Below are 16,703 nucleotides of genomic sequence, written 5' to 3'. Positions count from 1 at the left end.
ATACAATAGAGAGGAGACCAAATGAAAACAGGAGGTGATAGCATTTTTATTGGTGTTTATAGATTCTTGGTAGATAAGTATCTATAGAATGCTAAACAGCCTCTTATCGAGAGGGAGGTGTAGTATTATGAATCACTATTTTATTTATATTATGGTTGGTTTACTTATTGGGTGCTCAAAGGAGTCACCAAAAAAGGCAGCTAAAGAATTCAAGCCACCCGCTGATGGCAAGATTACACAAGAGATGGCATCTAGTTACATCAATGCTTCAAAATATCTAATGGATGCAATAGCAAGACATGAAAAGGAGGTGCAAGAATTTACGAAGCGCTATAATATTAGCAGCGGGTTAGATGAACTCTCTGACTCTATCTATTGCAGTGAGCATCCCGAAGTTATGAGGTCATGGAATAGGTTACAGGAACGGTGGAAAGATAGTGAGCTCAAAGCATATGAGAAGGCAGGAATTAGTGAGGACGAATTTAATTGGATAGGGGGGGCACTTACTGATACAGTTAATAAAGACATGCAAGCCTATATTGCAAAACAACTTGAACTGATAATTAAGAAGTAGCTCTATTTGAAACCGCAGATAAACACTGATGAACACAGATAATAGAGAGATTTTATCATTAAACAATCTGCGCTTATCTGCGTGCATCTGCGGTTAATACATTTTGAGGTGATACCTATCCAATTTTTCCTTCTCTCCACAGGATCCTTCGGACAATGCTTTGGTGTCGGGTGTGGAGTATTAAAGGTAGACAATAGTAGACTTGCACCACTCTTAAGTATCCATTATTCAATTGAAATAGTGGATAAATTTTTTATCAATGAGTCAATTGGGTACTGGCAAAAGCCATACAAAGAAGCTGAAGGTGCAAGGAGTAAAGAATGTGTATTTTCGTGTCTTTTTGTTGATGAGACTGCCATATTCAAATTAACCAAATGGAATATCCAAAGGATCCTGTGGATAAGTTTAGGAGCCGGTCCTGGGCTAGGCATTTATTTACTTAAAAACTGTGTCAAAGATATAAGTGAAGTTGGTGGTTGGGTTACAACTGACTATTATACTTTGACCAAAAACACAATGGGATTCCACATAGCCACAATGGTAGGCGCTAATTTTAGAAAACTCTCTATCTCAGTGGTAGCAAAGTATGGTATTATTCTTGTTGATGGTGATACTAAAAATCTATTTTACACTTTAGGTGATATACAAGAGAGTAGTTATTCAATGCTCATCGGGGTAAACAGAGGTATAAAATGAAAATTTTTATTGATACTGCTAATCTTGACGAGATTCGTGAGGCAGCCGAGCTTGGCATTTTGGATGGGGTCACTACAAATCCAACCCTACTCGGTAAGGAGATTGAACGTACCCGACGCTCGCCACGTGATATTTTGAAAGATATATGTAAACTTATTCATGGTCCTGTCTCAGCTGAAGGGTTAAGTCTTGATACAGAAGGTATTGTAAAAGATGGTAGAGAGCTATCAAAAATTCATCCAAATATCTGCATAAAAGTGCCGATGACACCAGAGGGGGTCAAAGCTATAAGGAAGCTACGAAGTGAAGGTATAACTACAAATACTACGCTTGTTTTCTCTTGTAATCAAGCCATTATAGCTGCAAAGGCTGGCACTAACTATATATCACCATTCATAGGCAGGCTTGATGACGCCGGTCACAGTGGGATGGCGCTTGTTCGTGAAATCCTTACAATGCTTAATAATTACAGATTTGATACCCAGTTAATAGTGGCATCAATTCGTCACCCCTTACATGTAGTAGAAGCTGCCCAACTTGGTGCTCCTGTTTGTACTATACCATTTAATGTGATACAGCTAATGTTTAAACATCCACTAACAGACCAAGGTATAAAGAGATTTATTGAAGACTGGGAGCGTGCAAAAAAGTTTACGAGATAAGAGATATGAAGAGGTATAAAACAAGAGAATCCGAAATAAAAAGTATTAAGGAGCAATTAGCTTTGATGCAAGTCTACGCAAGTAAAAAAAGTCAGAGTGAAGGCAAGACTACTGAAAGACTTCAACGGTTGGATCTTCACGGTGAGTTAAGAGAAAAAGTATTACCGTTATGCAGATTAAAATATGGTGAAATATGGGAAGACCCCGTTCAACGGCATAGGGTGGGCGTATTAGACGCAACAAAACTGGAAGATGTAAAAAATGGTGAGGAAAAGGCTAAATTAGTTGTAAACGACCCACCTTATAATGTGCCAGTGGGAAATGCAAATACAAATGCTCTCTTTAAGATAAATATAGAAAAATACTTAGAGTTTTCGGAGAAATGGGTGCGAAATGCAATTTTAGTGATGGATAAAAATGCTCATTTTTATATATGGTTAGGTGCAGATTACAGAGACAATCTTCAACCCCTCCCAGATTTTATTATCCTGATGAGAGAATTTAAGGAATTAAAACCAAAAAATATCATTACATTAAGAAATCAGAGAGGATATGGAACACAGAAAAACTGGATGTGGGTCAGACAGGAACTCCTTTATTATGTTAAAGGTAATCCAGAATTTAAGGTAGAAGCTGAATACACAGATATTCCCAAAATATTGAGGGGATATTATAAAGAAGTAAATGGCAGAATTACGGAAAATTTAGAACGAGGCAAATCTAAGTATATAAGAGCCGGGAATGTGTGGGTAGATATTCAGCAAGTATTTTATAGATACGAGTACATGTTAATGTTTTTACTCGATAGGAAGGCTATCACTTTCAAACAATACGAAAAATTGAGGGAAGATTATGTTTCATCTAACCAATATAGGAATTTTTTGAATATGCTCCCCGAATATTTGGCGAGATGTGGCATCAACATATTATGGATTTAGACAGTAGATTTAAGAAGCCTGACAAAAATCTCGATCAAGATTATGATGGACAATATGATTTATGGATAGATGGTGTTAAAGTCGAAGTTAAAGCTTGCCGGGCGATAAATACAAAAAAAGAAAGGAAAAAGGCAAAAAAGTTTATAAAATAAGAATGTGAAAAAAAGAAATGTGCTGTTGAACAAATCGTAAACTGTCTAAAGAAAAATTACAACCCTAAAAAGATAATCATCTTCGGCTCTTATGTTAGAGATGAGATTGACGAATACAGTGACTTAGATTTTGTTGTTGTTAAACAAACCAATTATAGAAAATGTTATAAAAGAAGGAATTGTCCTATATGAAAAAAAAGTAAAGAAGAAGCAGAACGTTGGTTAAGACAAGCTAAATATGACCTTGAGGCTGCTAAACAAAATTTTAATCAAAAAATATATTCATATACATGTTTTATGTGTGAGCAGTCGACACAAAAATCATTGAAGTCGTATCTTATCTCTAAAAGATGATAGATAGGTATACAACAGCTGAGCTCAATAAGATATGGGGTGAGGACAATAAATTCAAGTATTGGTGGGGAGTTGAGTTAGCAGTCCTTGAAGCCAGAGCACAACTTGGTGAAATACCAGCTGATGTAGTAGCTAAAATCAAAGCTAAAGCAAAGTTCAGTCCAAAAAGGATTAAAGAACTTGAAGTTACTACACGGCACGATGTAATAGCTTTTATTGAGAATATAGCTGAATCAGTCGGTCCACTATCCAAGTGGGTACACCTTGGACTTACTTCTTACGATGTAGTAGATACAGCACTTTCCTTATTGATGAAGGAGGCAGGTGAAGTTATTTTACAGGAGATTAAAGAATTAAAGTCAGCTTTAAAGAAGAGGGCACTTGAAGAAAAGTATACACTGACTGTTGGCAGGACTCATGGAGTACATGCTGAGCCAACATCACTTGGGTTGAAGTTTCTTGTCTGGTATGAAGAGATGCTGTCTAATGAAGATAGGCTTAAGTTTGCAATAGATAATATCTCTTATGGCAAAATTTCAGGTGCCTGTGGCAACTATCCATATATTTCACCAAAGGTTGAAGAGCTTGTCTGCAAGAAGCTTGGTCTTAAGCCTGCGCCTGTAAGTACACAGATAATACAAAGAGATAGACATGCCCAATACCTTTGTACACTTGCTATTATAGCGACTTCGTGTGAAAAATTTGCACAAGAGATAAGACACTTACAGCGAACTGAGATACACGAGCTTGCTGAGCCATTCCTAAGGGGCCAAAAAGGCTCATCTGCTATGCCACATAAAAAGAATCCTATAATTTGTGAGCGTATATGCGGGCTGGCAAGAGTAGTGCGTGGTAATGCATTCGTAGGGCTGCAAAATATTACACTGTGGGGTGAAAGAGACATATCAAACTCAGCCCCTGAGCGTATAATTATACCTGATTCTACTATACTTACTCATTATATAGTTAGGAAGACTAAAGAAGTAATTGATGGGCTTAATATTTTGCGTGCTAATTTAAAAAAGAATCTTGAGTATACACGTGGGCTTATATTTTCTGGCAAAGTGCTTGTAGAACTAATTAAAAAGGGGATGAGTCGTACCAAAGCGTATGAAGTTGTACAAAGCTGTTCATTTAAGGCTGAAACTGAGGGTAGGCATTTAAGAGATGTCTTGCTAAAAGATAAAGCTATAAATAAGTTATTTTCTGCAGACGAAATAAACAGCTTCTTTGACCATAAGTATTACTTGAGAAATATAGACGCTGTGTACAGTAGATTTAGATAAATGTTTTGTATTTATCTGTGTTCCTATCTGTGTTTATCCGTGTCCTTAACTGATACCACTCAGGTAAGCGGTAGTTTAAGTGGTGAACTTAAAGTCAGTCTATTGACTATTGGTGGTCTTAATTTAGGATACAGTAACCCGGCACTTGCACAAGGATTAAATGGCTGTATCGTTAACCCTGCGTCACTGTCTAAGATTAAAGGTAAAAGTTTCTCAACTATTTTGGGGTTGCGTTTCACATCTAAAATTAATTTGTTACCTGTGTTTGATATGAGTGAAGAAGTTGGTAAAGTTGAAGTCCCTTGCGACCTTGCATTTACACAGCCAAGCGGTATAAATTTTATAGCATTCGGAACTTACTTAAAAGGATTTGGTGCCGGATTTGGGGTTATAGAAGATTTTGGACTCGGCTTGAGTAGTGAAGGCAAAGTCTCATTGAGGCACACATTTACTGATACGATTCCTGATACTTTAACACACACTGAAATACAGGGTATACCTGAAGGAGTTACAATCCCAGTTATATGGACTTTTACTGCACCTGTTACCACAACTCTTGAAGCAAATGGAAATATCAAGCTATCACAGCCAAAGGTATTCTTTGGGCTTGCCCATTCTTTAGGGCCTTTTGGATTTGGCTTCGGTGCTACTTATAGACCAATTAGGGGGCAACTTAAACTTGGTTCAAGTGTGGATGCCAATGCCCCATGCACATTGAAATGTAGTGAAACTACAGAATGGACAGTAAATCTATCAGGAAATACAACTATTAATGAGAACATATTCAAAAGTAATGGAACTGTTGAATTAAGAGGTGATGAATTTACCTGTCTTACTGGTATGATTTTAGATATTGGGTTTCTTAAATTAGGTGGTACAATAGAAGGAATACCAGCAGTTACTCTGAAGCTCGGTGGCGGGAATACGATAACTTATATAAATGGTGCACCATCTATAGATTCGCTTTATTCAGAAGGTGTAGTGGTGACCGGAGACACAATAAGTGGTAACATCCGCATAAAGCTATCCAAATTCCCTGATACTACCCGATTAGATGAATGGGCTGGTAAGTATAAGCTACCTCACAAGCTTGGTGTAAAGTTAGGCAGTGCAATTAAACTTGGACCATTCACCTCTGGCTTAACTATTGGAGGCTATACATCAGGTAGTTATTATTTAAGCACAGGATTTGAGTCACGGTTACTTTTACCTTTGAGAGTTAATTTAGAGGCTTGGAATGAAGTTTACTTAGTTGGTGAACGAAAACTCATAATCCCATATCTTGCAATCAGTGCCAGTAGTTCTTTTTCTTTTGGGTTGTTGCAAGTAGATTTAGGACTAAAGACAAACTCATTTATTGCTGCGATTCCTGCTATTGTTGCAATAAAAGAACTTAAAGCGCCTCACTTTTTTGAGTTGTTTTCACCTGTCATAGGGGTAAACCTTAAATTTTAAAGCCTCTGTAATTTAGTATCAATAATGCAGAGAGAGTTTTACGCTAATTCTGTAAAGAAAGTAGCTAAGGCACTGCTTGGCAAGGTACTTATTCATCAAACTTCTGAAGGAGTAACTAAAGGGATGATAGTAGAAACTGAAGCCTATTATGGTGACAAAGACCCCGCCTCCCATGCATACGGTGGAAAAAGGACCAAAAGAAACGAGGTAATGTGGGGACCACCCGGTTATGCTTATGTTTACTTCACTTATGGTATGCACTATATGCTAAATGTAGTAACAGGACACAAAGATGAAGCTCGTGCAGTGTTAATAAGGGCAGTTGAACCATTGTATGGAATAGAACTAATGAAAAAAAGGAGAAAAGTGAGTAACTTAAAAACCCTTACTAATGGACCTGCAAAGGTGACACAAGCTTTTGGCATAACTCATAAGGAGAATGGGGCTGATTTAGTAAATAGTAATTTACGAATTGAGGAAGGAAATTCAGTAAGAGGTCTGACCTCAAAATTTGATATTGTAGCCACTACAAGAATAGGCATAAAAGCAGGTAAAGCAATGAAACTCAGATTTTATATTAAGAACAATAAGAGGTGCCACCTCAAATTTGTGTCAAAGCTTTAGGAGGTTAAGATGAAAATTAAAGAAATAAAAGCAAAGTATTTAAAGCCACATAAATTTATAGAACAAAAGATAAATGAAATCTCTGCTCTTGTTGGCGATGGTAAAGCTATCAATGCTTTATCAGGTGGTGTCGATTCATCTACTGTAACTATGCTTGGCCATCGTGCTTTGGGTGATAGACTCCATACATATTTTATTGATAACGGCTTGATGAGACAGGGTGAGCTGGAACGAGTTGTGTCTTTATTCAAAGGATTTGGTATCAATGTAAATGTTGTGGATGCTAAAGACAAATTCTTTAATTCATTGAAAGGAATAACAGACCCTGAAGCCAAAAGGGAAGCCATTGTTCAGACCTTTTATAAGGATGTCTTTGGTAAGCTTGTGATAGAAAGCGGTGCAAAATACCTTTTGCAGGGCACTATTTTAACCGATGTAGACGAAACTGTTGCAGGAATAAAAAGACAACACAATGTTTTTGAGCAGTTGGGCATTGACCCTGAAGAAGCTTTTGGCTATAAAATTATTGAACCTTTAATTCAGCTTCGTAAGGATGGTGTAAGAAAAGTAGCAAAAGCACTGGGGTTGCCAAAGAGTGTATACAATAGAATACCTTTTTTAGGGCCAGCTTTAGCTGGTAGAATAATAGGAGAAGTGACTCCAGAAAAGGTAAAAATAGTAAGACAAGCAACTACTATTACTGAGGAAGAGCTATCAAATACTCATGCTTTCCAGTATATGGCAATTTTACACGAAGATAGAGTCACAGGAATACGCGACGGAAAAAGAGACTACGGTTTACAAATAGAAATCAGATGCTGGGATAGCATTGATGCAAGAACAGCAACACCTACAAGATTACCTTACAAAACTTTGGATAGGCTGGTAAAAAGGATAACAACAGAAGTTACTGGTATTGTATCAGTAACTTATAATATAACTACAAAGCCACCATCTACTATGGAAGCAGTTTAAAACAGCACAATATATTACGATAGTATTTTGCCGTCTCTCATTACAACCTTACCACCCACAATTGTTGCAATTGCCTTACCTTTTAACTTCCAGCCATTAAATGGACAGTTCTTACCCAGTGACTCAAACTGGTTCGTATTAACTTTATATTCTTTCTCTAAATCAATAATTGTTATATCGGCTGGCATTCCCACTCCTAATGAGCCTGCCTGTAGGTTGAATATCTTAGCTGGATTAGCAGTCATTTTTGTAATTGCTTGAGAGAGTGACAAGATATTTTTGCTTACTAATTCTGTAAGCACAAGCCCTAATGTAGTCTCAAGCCCTACAATTCCAAAAGGGGCATACTCCCAAGCCAGATTTTTATCCTCACTCATATGTGGGGCGTGGTCGCTTGCAATTACATCAATAGTATCGTCTTTGAGTGCCTCACGCAGTGCTTCAATATCGTGGATCTCCCGTAATGGCGGATTGACTTTAGCATTTGTGCCGTATTTTGACAAATCATTTTTGCTTAGTATAAAGTGATGTGGTGTAACTTCGGCAGTAATTTTATAACCCTTAATTTTAGCATGCCTGATTTCATCTACTGATGTCTTTAAACTAACATGCTCAATATGGAGCGGACAACGTGCCTTATTAGCTAACCTAATGTCTCGTCTTACAAAAAATGTTTCTGAATTATAAAAGTAGCCTTTCTCTAAAGTAGAGCCAACTGTTTGATCTCCCAATTTCTTCAAAGTCAACTCTGCCCAATTTGATAATCCGCAATGTGAGCTTAAAGGGAGATTAAATTTTTTAGCCTCTTTTAAAGCATTATACATTAGTGTCTCATAAATAACAGGGTCACCGTCATCGGTTAACTTTACAGCACCAGCTTCTTTTATCTCTTTTATGTCAACTAACTCTTTATGGGCTCTACCTTTTGTAATACAGGCACTTGGATAAAGGTTAACGAGGCTGTATTTTTTAGCCTCATTAATAACCTGTCTAACCTTTGCTGGACTATCAACTCTGGGCTTGATGTTAGGTTGACAAATTATAGTAGTAAAACCACCCATAGCAGCGGCACGAGATACTGAATATATAGTCTCTTTTTCTTCACTTTTACCAAATTCACGAAAGTGGACATGGACATCAATTAAGCCGGGGACTACTAATTTATTAGAAGCATCTATTATTGTAGGGGTTTGATTAATCAAACCCCTACCACAATTAGAAGCAACTGCTTGAGATGATACCTCTTTGATTTTAGAGCCTTCTACTAAAATATCAAACTTTCCATCTAAGTTATTTGCAGGGTCAACAACCCTACCATTTTTTATTAATAAATTCATAGCTTTAAAATTATTTATAACACAAATCTAAAAATCAAGATAAAAATTATAAAATAACGGATTTCTTGACTTATTTTACCACAAACATTGTGGTACTTGACCGACTTATATCACCAAAATCGTCCTTACCCTCCACACGCCAAAGGTAAGTCGCTGGGGGCATTGGGTCAATTGTTGTAGTGGTCTCCATTATGTTACCCTTCGTCAACACAGTATCCATAGTGGGCCAGTTCTGGATAATTAATCTATAAGTAATAGTATAACTAACTTCCACCCCCTGCCATACGAAATCTATTGGTAAGCTCTGGCTTAATGTATCCCCATAAGTTGGACTCACAACTCTGGGGACAGAATAGATGATTCTTGGGAGATAAAAGGTTGTAGAAATTCCAATAGCCCCTTTTTTATCAACTGTACAGAGGATAAAGGGTCTGCCTATAAGAGATTCTAAATCGCCGTTCGGGCAAGAATCTGCATATATTCTTATTCCGTAGCCCATGTTCCAGCGGGACAAATATTTTTTTATTATAGTTGACTCCAATTCTACTATTACCCAAACCGAGTCTATGTCTTGTGGTCCATCAAAATCTTGAACTTCACCCCATACATCAGCCCAATAGATGCTGCCCACTGGCCATCCTCTATCTTCGTGGCATGATATAACCCATGCGGATTGGATAATGGGCAGCCCATTAAGAAAGAAGTTAACCTCTGTTGTTTCTCCCACAGCTATATGGACATGGGTTGTCTCAGGTACATAGCCTTCCTTAGTGGCTACAAGTTGCCATACCCTCGGATCAGAAGTTAGGATAAAGAAACCATTGGAATCAGACTCTGTAGCAAACTTTATTGGAATAGTAGATAGAATTGCTCCGTAAAGAGGAACTCCTGTGGTATTAGTGACTCTACCTTTGACTACACCCTCTCCTATATAATTTGGTGATTTTGGGTCATATGGATTATTTCTCGGTGGTTTGCAACTTAAAAAGACCAAAATAAAAAGGAAGTATACTTTCTTCATCAACTGTCAAACATACTCTATTTTTGAATGAAGTCAAGAAATAAAAATTTATATCAAGTAAAAAGCAAAGGGGAGAGCTTTTGCCCTCCCCTTTTGCAGAACACTCCAAATTACCGTAAGATTATCAGCTTCTTCACAATTTTGTTATTCCCAACTGTAAGCCTTATAAAGTATATCCCTTGAGTAAACGTGTGTGTATTTAGGATTAGCTGCTTAATGCCTGCCTCTTCCTTACTATTAACAAGAGTCGTCACTTTTTGGCCACTCACATTGTAAATTGTAACTTCAACATGAGCTGTATTTGGAACATTGTACAAGAGTGTAGTGAGATGTGATACAATATTTGGAGTGACTTTAAGAGAGAGTGTTTCCTTTTCTGTCAGCTGTTTCTCAGAAATACCTGCGACTTCCAGCTGAATGTTAGCATCAGAAACATTCTGCTCAAGTACTTCAACCGGCCCATAAGTCGTAGTGGGGTAACCTGGAGCTGATACTTTAAGCATGTAAGTACCAGGTGGCAGCTCGTCCAGTAGATAATAGCCATCCTTTTGAGAATAATCTCCTCCAATAATCTTTGTCCCATCAATAGCATAAACTACAGCGTTTGCTACACCACCCTTATCGCCTCCAGTTATCCTTCCAGATATACCGTTTGGTCCACCTGATGCATGGCTGAGCTCAAAATTAATTGAATCAGCAAATGAAGAGACGAGAGTAGCTAATTCCCAATAATACACATTGTCGTAGAATTCTGGAATATAGCCAGGAGCAAATGCACGCACATGGAAGACAGGTTCATCAATAACTGGCACATTCTCTACTTCATAAGCACCAGTAGTATCAGTGAAAGCATAGCCTAAGAAGTGAGGAGTAGTTAAGCGAGATGTGACAAGAACAAATGCACCACAAATAGGAAATTGAGTTGAGTCATCTCTGACTACACCTGAAATCTTACCATCTCCTGTGGGTACAGGTTGAAGAGTTATATCAATTCCAGAAGTTATCGAGTTTTCTATTACCTCAACAGGCTCAGGATATACACCAGGTGAATACCCATTTGCATAGCCACTCACACGGTAAAATCCGGGTATGAGCTCTATTGAGTAGACTCCCATACTATCTGCTTTAGTCCAGTGTTCATACCAAGTGTTAATTCCAGTTGCCAACACTCGTGCAAACGGAATACCTTGACCGGCTGTATCAACTACTGTCCCAGTTATTTCACCTATACTAAAACTACTCAATGTGAAGTTAATCCCACTAACATCTTGGCCTTCTGCTACCTCAACTAAAGTAGCATCAATAGGGTTTGATGCTTCATTATACCACTCAGGTAAATACCCACAAGCACATGCTTTAACATAGTAAGAACCAGGGAAAAGAGGCTCTATCTTATAAGAACCGATACTGTCAGTTCTGCCTTTACCAACTCCATGGCTCCCATAAGCAATAACAAAGACGTCAGGAATAGGGATATTATTTTCTTCTGTCATTACTAAACCTGAAATAGAGCCCGGAATGTGGAGAGTATCACGTGAGAGTAAGAAATTAATATCAGAGGTTAGCTCGTTAGCCACAACCTTAACTGACTCAGGATAAGTCTCAACCATATACCCCATAGCTCTTGCCTTGGCAATATATGAACCTTCGGGCACCATTCGTATCAAATATACCCCAGAAGTATCAGTACAAGCCCCTGCAATAGGCATGTCAGCTTTTGAAAGAGTAACTATTGCCCATTTTATAGGAGTATTTGTCTCTTTATCTTTAACAAAGCCAGTAACTGCCCCTACACCAGCACCAGAGCTCTCAAGATAAAAGTTAATATCACATACCTCTTCATTCATTACAACCACAGAATCAGCTTCCTCTGGAGTATCTGCATCATCCCACCACTCTAAATTGAATCCATAAGCAGAAGCAGATAGATAATAAGTTCCTGGCTCAAGGTTAGTAAACCGATAAAACCCATTATGCCAAGATATCTCCGTATCTATTGGCTCTCCAAATGGATTTGTGTAAAGTCTAACAACAGCGCCCCAAATAATATCTCCAGCATTACTTCTCACAATTCCTGATATCGCCGATCCATAAATGGGAGTTAGGGTGAAGTTGATGTTTGGTGTTATCTCGTTCTCCTTTACACTCACTGGCTGTGGATTTCCTTCCTGCCACCACTCACCTTCGTATTCGCCAGCTTTCTCTGCGTAAATATAATACCTACCCGGTGCCAGCCGTAAGAAATAACTACCAAATTGCCCGGTAACGGTGTCACCAACTCCAACTGTATCTTCTGGGCTGAGATAAGCAGTCACAGTTGCCCCTTCTATAAAGTCATTATTCCAATGCTCACTTATCACTCTTCCACAAACCCCACTATTACCACTAACTAGAGCCAATCCAAAATCTATGTTATGCACTGTTTCACCGGAGTGGACAAGAACAGGGTCTGCTTCCTCTGGTGAGCTTGCATTATCCCACCACTCACCTCTATAGCCTATTTTCCAACAGCATACATAAAAATAACCGGAATCCTGCACAAGAAAAACTACTCTATAGTTACCATTCGGTTCAGAAACTCCAACACTAACAGGTGTTGTATCCCAAGGTGATAGGAACACACCCACAGCAGCACCTACAAGGGGCTCACCAGTTTGTTCACTGGTCACCTTACCTGAGATAGTACCGAACCCTGAAGCATAAGTAAAACAGGCACTGAAAATCCCAAGTAAGAGCCCTACTATAAAATAACTTCGTTTCATCGTTCACCTCCATTAAATTTTACAAACCACTTAATTACCTTCTCCTTTACATTCTTCAATCCCTTAAGAGTTTGGGTTAACAATATATCATCACCTCCTTCCACCCTTACTCTCACTGTCTTCATCTTTCTCACCCCCCACTTTCTAAATATAGCAAAATCTGTGACAGGGGCAAGAGACTGTAAACTTTAGACTATACTAGATGCCAGACTTTTAAGGGATGCAGGGGTTTTAGGGGTAACGGACACATTCCATCGCTCCTAATGATATTATGCAATTTTTGCAAAAGTTGTGTAAAATTTGCAATAATTTTATCTGGCTAATAGAAAAAGGTGAAAGGTATAAATTAAAATAGTAGATGCAAGGAAGTAAGTTCTGCTTTGATACCAAAATGAGTATTTGCTATATTTATCTTCTATTACGGCTGGGTCGTGTGCATCAAGGTATGCAGCACGATATTTCTCACACTGATAATGAGAGAACCCTAAAGATACTACACTTAATGCACTCCCACCTAATAAGAAGTATCCCCTCCTTTTATTCCCACTTTTAATCTCCCATATCCCTGGAATAGCAAGTGACTGAAGGTTTTTAGGGGGAGCCGGTCTTGCAATTTTTTGTTTTGGAAAGAGGCGAAACATCCTTTTAGTCTCCCGGAAGGTCTCCATGATTTTAGGTGAAACTAAAATTGGGTCGAGCTCCAATTCTGGGTTTAAGGCTAATGCTTCAAGGAACTCAAGTTTAGCAAGCTTATCTTTTCCTAATACTACATAAGAAAAAGCAAGTATAGTATGGACACCAACTTTGTCTTGTAGGCTTAAACTTGTGTCTTTAAGTATTTCCTCTGCTTGTTCAATTACGGCAAAATATTTACCATCCTCATAAAGTTCATTAAGTGGCTCACCACGACTTTCACCATGGAGTGGAGAGACAGTAAAGAAGAATAATAAAATAATCATTTCTTGAACGTAAGGTCAATCTTAAGTGTATCTCTCCTTTTAAAGTCCAGTGTATCCACATAGTCCTTGTAATACGGATGATGGAGTCTTATCTCATGATATCCTGGTGCCAAAATCAGTGGAGCAGCTAAAGGAGTCACCTCTGTAGGTGTGCCGTCTACCCAGACCTCAGCCCAAGGTTTAACTTTAACTTGAAGATACGAAACCTCTTGGAATAAGTTTATGCGTAGCATCTCACCTTTTTTTATCTCAATCTGTTTTGTTATCTTTGGGAACCGTGGACTCTCAAAAGTTAGTGTATGGGATCCGGCAGGAATATCTGCTTCTAAGCCGGGTGGACTTTCCCCTACGAGTGAGCCATCAACCCAGACCTTGGCATAAGGTAAAACATAAATATAGAGAGGAAAGCTTATTAGTTTATCAGTTTGTTGAGTTATCGGTCGTTTACTCTCTAAAGTTAGTGGTTCACGGCTCGACTGGGCTCGACGTTCAGAAATAACACTCCTTTGAGCCATTGTAGTCTCTGACGCGGATTTTTCAGACATAACCTCTTTTGGGACAGCTTTTAAGCTATAAAGTTTCTTCATATGCCAGCCAACAAGTAAAAGTAGCAAACATGCAATACTATAACTTATAAGAAGAGATGCTTTTACTCGTCTCCTTTTGGGAACAGGTTTACCCTGTAATTTCATAAGGGCGTCCAAAACAGCATTAGCACTCTCGTATCGTTTTGTCTTATCTTTCTCTATCATCTTTTTCACAATCATTGCGAGTCTATCATTGACATAATTAGCTAATTCATTAATCCCGCGTGGACTACGAGTGAGAACATTTTGAATGACCTGTGTATAGTTATCTCCTTCATAAGCTTTAACTCCTGTAAGTAGCTCAAGAAAAACAATGCCCAATGAATAAATATCAGCCCTTTGGTCAACTTTTTCACCTTTAAGTTGTTCAAGTGACATATACTCTGGTGTCCCAAGGAATGTCCCTTCAGTTGTAATCCCTGAAAGACTCTTTGCCCATGCAAGCCCAAAATCAGTAAGTTTTGGAATACCTTCTTTTGTTACAATGATATTTGAAGGCTTTATATCTCGATGGACTACACTTCTCTTATGGACATAGGAGAGTGCATCAAGTAGATATATTATGATCGATATTGCTTCCTTTGGGGTGAACTTTCTCGAAGTAAACATCTCTTTAAGGGACTTGCCTTTTACAGATTCCATAGCAATGAAATAGGTATCATTTATTTTGCCAAAATCGAGTATTTGGACCACATTTGGATGTGTAAGACGCGATATTATACGAGCCTCGCGTTCAAAGCGTGCAACCACTTCGGTATCTTGTGCAAATTGTGGATATAGAATTTTCAAGAGAAACTCACGCTCCAGAGGAGGTTTAACGGCACGGTAACAGATGCTGGTTGCGCCTTTTCCAAGCTCCTCTAATATTTTGTATGGTCCTATACTTTTCTCCATTCTTTTAATTTATAATAAAGGGTTCTTAGGGAAATATCTAAACTTTTTGCAGCTTTCATCTTATCTCCCCTATAGGCGCACAGTCTGTTTAATACTGCTTCCCTTTCTAACTCACTCAATGTAGGCTCATATTCGTGAGACTCCGCAAAAACGATTGCCTCAGGTGGGATAGGATTTTCATTCACTGTAACCAATGTCCGCTGAACAAAGTTCTCAAGTTCTCTGACATTCCCATACCAAGCATTTCTCTCCAATTTCTCTATTGCCTGCTTGGAGAAAGTAAACCCTTCTTTGCCATGGCTTTTCCCATATTTTCCTAAAAAATAGTGTGTAAGAAGGGAAATATCCTCTTTCCTCTCTCTTAGAGGCGGTAGCTTTATTTCCAGCACATTTAATCTATAATATAAATCCTCTCTGAACCGTTTCTCTTTTATTTCCACTCTTGGGTCCTTATTCGTAGCTGAGATTATTCGGACATCTACCTTTATGAGCTTTGTATCTCCAATCCTCCTAATTTCACCCAATTGTAAAGCACGAAGCAATTTAGCCTGAATTACAAGTGGGATATCACAAATCTCGTCCAAAAATAGTGTCCCACGGTCAGCTGCCTCAAATAGACCTTCTTTGTCCTTATCTGCCCCTGTAAAAGCCCCTTTTTTGTACCCAAACAATTCTGATTCTATAAGACTCTCGGGTAACCCACCACAATAGAGAGGGACAAATTCATACACAGCTCTTGTGCCATTGGAATGAATTGCACGAGCCACTAATTCTTTACCAGTTCCTGACTCACCTTGAATGAAAACAGGGCATGAGGTAGAGGACGCCTTTTTTATCAAATCAAATACGGCTTGCATAGGTTTACTTACCCCAATTAGTTCACCAAAACCCTTCAATTTTAATGCTTCGTGTTCCTTTTTTAACTTACTAAATCTTATAGCATTCACAAGAGCTACGGAAGCAATATTGGAGAAAAGCTCAAGAAAACGAAGTGTAGCATCATCAAAAACTCCTTGTTTAAGACTTGAGTCAACATAGATAACCCCTTCAATAGTACCTCTATGAATCAAGGGGACTGCACATACTGAACGCACTTTCCCCTTAAGGATACTCTCACTCCCCCGAAATCGGGGGTCAACTTGTGCATCAATAGTAAAAACTGGTTTCTTAGTCTCATATATCTTTTGCACAACAGTGGTAGAAAAACACTCTTCGACTGACTCCTGCTCCATATTGCGAGCAATACGAAGTCCGTCAACGGCAATAATAAAACCTCTCTCTGCCTCAGTGTGTTCAATTACGAGGTCAATCATTTTGTTAAGGAGCTCATCTGGGTCAAGTACGGAATTCAATATCTGCCCTACCTCATAGAGAGTGGAAAAAATGTCTTTCATATCACAAATCTCGCATATAAATTATGTGCGAGA

16 protein-coding genes are annotated in these 16,703 nt (G+C 38.5%); 9 read left to right on the top strand and 7 right to left on the bottom strand.

The window, feature by feature from the left end:
• Positions 1-127: 127 nt before the first annotated feature.
• The 9 genes from QMD71_07995 to QMD71_07955 all read left to right on the top strand — a co-directional run bounded on the left by QMD71_07995 (position 128) and on the right by QMD71_07955 (position 7,716).
• Positions 128-574, top strand: coding sequence for a hypothetical protein (locus tag QMD71_07995; protein ID MDI6840770.1), 447 nt, complete (start codon positions 128-130; stop codon positions 572-574).
• Positions 575-682: 108 nt separating this feature from the next.
• Positions 683-1,270, top strand: a complete 588-nt coding sequence (locus tag QMD71_07990; GenBank protein ID MDI6840769.1) for a hypothetical protein — start codon at positions 683-685, stop codon at positions 1,268-1,270.
• Positions 1,267-1,932: a fructose-6-phosphate aldolase gene (gene fsa, locus QMD71_07985; protein ID MDI6840768.1), complete on the top strand. Its 666-nt coding sequence runs from the start codon at positions 1,267-1,269 to the stop codon at positions 1,930-1,932. The genes QMD71_07990 and fsa overlap by 4 nt, the downstream gene beginning before the upstream one ends.
• 5 nt (positions 1,933-1,937) lie before the next feature.
• Positions 1,938-2,870, top strand: coding sequence for a DNA methyltransferase (locus QMD71_07980; protein MDI6840767.1), 933 nt, complete (start codon positions 1,938-1,940; stop codon positions 2,868-2,870).
• Entirely contained in the window at positions 2,861-3,022 is a 162-nt protein-coding gene (locus QMD71_07975) for a hypothetical protein (GenBank protein MDI6840766.1), read from the top strand. The genes QMD71_07980 and QMD71_07975 overlap by 10 nt, the downstream gene beginning before the upstream one ends.
• 350 nt (positions 3,023-3,372) lie before the next feature.
• Positions 3,373-4,662, top strand: coding sequence for an adenylosuccinate lyase (purB, locus tag QMD71_07970; GenBank protein ID MDI6840765.1), 1,290 nt, complete (start codon positions 3,373-3,375; stop codon positions 4,660-4,662).
• Entirely contained in the window at positions 4,663-6,117 is a 1,455-nt protein-coding gene (locus QMD71_07965) for a hypothetical protein (protein MDI6840764.1), read from the top strand.
• 24 nt (positions 6,118-6,141) lie between these two features.
• Positions 6,142-6,741: a DNA-3-methyladenine glycosylase gene (locus tag QMD71_07960; GenBank protein MDI6840763.1), complete on the top strand. Its 600-nt coding sequence runs from the start codon at positions 6,142-6,144 to the stop codon at positions 6,739-6,741.
• A 9-nt stretch (positions 6,742-6,750) separates the two neighbouring features.
• On the top strand, positions 6,751-7,716 hold the full coding sequence (locus QMD71_07955) for an ExsB family transcriptional regulator (protein MDI6840762.1): 966 nt from the start codon (positions 6,751-6,753) through the stop codon (positions 7,714-7,716).
• A gap of 14 nt (positions 7,717-7,730) precedes the next feature.
• On the opposite strand, the gene QMD71_07950 is transcribed toward QMD71_07955, so the two are convergent.
• The 7 genes from QMD71_07950 to QMD71_07920 all read right to left on the bottom strand — a co-directional run bounded on the left by QMD71_07950 (position 7,731) and on the right by QMD71_07920 (position 16,670).
• Positions 7,731-9,053 (bottom strand): dihydroorotase, encoded by a 1,323-nt coding sequence (locus QMD71_07950; protein MDI6840761.1) that lies wholly within the window; start codon positions 9,051-9,053, stop codon positions 7,731-7,733.
• A 70-nt stretch (positions 9,054-9,123) separates the two neighbouring features.
• Complete coding sequence (locus QMD71_07945; GenBank protein ID MDI6840760.1) at positions 9,124-10,074, bottom strand: carboxypeptidase-like regulatory domain-containing protein; 951 nt, start codon at positions 10,072-10,074, stop codon at positions 9,124-9,126.
• Positions 10,075-10,184: 110 nt separating this feature from the next.
• Positions 10,185-12,836 (bottom strand): carboxypeptidase regulatory-like domain-containing protein, encoded by a 2,652-nt coding sequence (locus QMD71_07940; GenBank protein MDI6840759.1) that lies wholly within the window; start codon positions 12,834-12,836, stop codon positions 10,185-10,187.
• Complete coding sequence (locus QMD71_07935) at positions 12,833-12,961, bottom strand: hypothetical protein (protein ID MDI6840758.1); 129 nt, start codon at positions 12,959-12,961, stop codon at positions 12,833-12,835. Before QMD71_07935 ends, QMD71_07940 begins: the two co-directional genes overlap by 4 nt.
• A gap of 186 nt (positions 12,962-13,147) precedes the next feature.
• Positions 13,148-13,795, bottom strand: coding sequence for a hypothetical protein (locus QMD71_07930; GenBank protein MDI6840757.1), 648 nt, complete (start codon positions 13,793-13,795; stop codon positions 13,148-13,150).
• Positions 13,792-15,276: a serine/threonine-protein kinase gene (locus tag QMD71_07925; GenBank protein MDI6840756.1), complete on the bottom strand. Its 1,485-nt coding sequence runs from the start codon at positions 15,274-15,276 to the stop codon at positions 13,792-13,794. The genes QMD71_07930 and QMD71_07925 overlap by 4 nt, the downstream gene beginning before the upstream one ends.
• Positions 15,261-16,670, bottom strand: a complete 1,410-nt coding sequence (locus tag QMD71_07920; protein ID MDI6840755.1) for a sigma-54-dependent Fis family transcriptional regulator — start codon at positions 16,668-16,670, stop codon at positions 15,261-15,263. The genes QMD71_07925 and QMD71_07920 overlap by 16 nt, the downstream gene beginning before the upstream one ends.
• Between the last annotated feature and the right edge of the window lie 33 nt (positions 16,671-16,703).

The sequence above is a fragment of the bacterium genome (assembly GCA_030018315.1).
Taxonomy (GTDB): domain Bacteria; phylum Hydrothermota; class UBA3073; order JACQXS01; family JAGMCI01; genus JASEGA01.
Note: the sequence above shows the minus strand (reverse complement) of the source record. Positions and strands in the feature narration are given on the sequence as shown.

What these genes read in the sequence shown, in the direction of transcription:
- QMD71_07980 (MDI6840767.1), top strand. Translation starts at nt 1,938, where the DNA reads ATGAAGAGGTATAAAACAAGAGAATCCGAAATAAAAAGTATTAAGGAG.
- QMD71_07950 (MDI6840761.1), bottom strand. Translation starts at nt 9,053, where the DNA reads ATGAATTTATTAATAAAAAATGGTAGGGTTGTTGACCCTGCAAATAAC.
- purB (MDI6840765.1), top strand. Translation starts at nt 3,373, where the DNA reads ATGATAGATAGGTATACAACAGCTGAGCTCAATAAGATATGGGGTGAG.
- QMD71_07925 (MDI6840756.1), bottom strand. Translation starts at nt 15,276, where the DNA reads ATGGAGAAAAGTATAGGACCATACAAAATATTAGAGGAGCTTGGAAAA.
- QMD71_07930 (MDI6840757.1), bottom strand. Translation starts at nt 13,795, where the DNA reads ATGATTATTTTATTATTCTTCTTTACTGTCTCTCCACTCCATGGTGAA.
- QMD71_07965 (MDI6840764.1), top strand. Translation starts at nt 4,663, where the DNA reads ATGTTTTGTATTTATCTGTGTTCCTATCTGTGTTTATCCGTGTCCTTA.
- fsa (MDI6840768.1), top strand. Translation starts at nt 1,267, where the DNA reads ATGAAAATTTTTATTGATACTGCTAATCTTGACGAGATTCGTGAGGCA.
- QMD71_07920 (MDI6840755.1), bottom strand. Translation starts at nt 16,670, where the DNA reads ATGAAAGACATTTTTTCCACTCTCTATGAGGTAGGGCAGATATTGAAT.
- QMD71_07975 (MDI6840766.1), top strand. Translation starts at nt 2,861, where the DNA reads ATGGATTTAGACAGTAGATTTAAGAAGCCTGACAAAAATCTCGATCAA.
- QMD71_07945 (MDI6840760.1), bottom strand. Translation starts at nt 10,074, where the DNA reads ATGAAGAAAGTATACTTCCTTTTTATTTTGGTCTTTTTAAGTTGCAAA.
- QMD71_07995 (MDI6840770.1), top strand. Translation starts at nt 128, where the DNA reads ATGAATCACTATTTTATTTATATTATGGTTGGTTTACTTATTGGGTGC.
- QMD71_07935 (MDI6840758.1), bottom strand. Translation starts at nt 12,961, where the DNA reads ATGAAGACAGTGAGAGTAAGGGTGGAAGGAGGTGATGATATATTGTTA.
- QMD71_07940 (MDI6840759.1), bottom strand. Translation starts at nt 12,836, where the DNA reads ATGAAACGAAGTTATTTTATAGTAGGGCTCTTACTTGGGATTTTCAGT.
- QMD71_07960 (MDI6840763.1), top strand. Translation starts at nt 6,142, where the DNA reads ATGCAGAGAGAGTTTTACGCTAATTCTGTAAAGAAAGTAGCTAAGGCA.
- QMD71_07955 (MDI6840762.1), top strand. Translation starts at nt 6,751, where the DNA reads ATGAAAATTAAAGAAATAAAAGCAAAGTATTTAAAGCCACATAAATTT.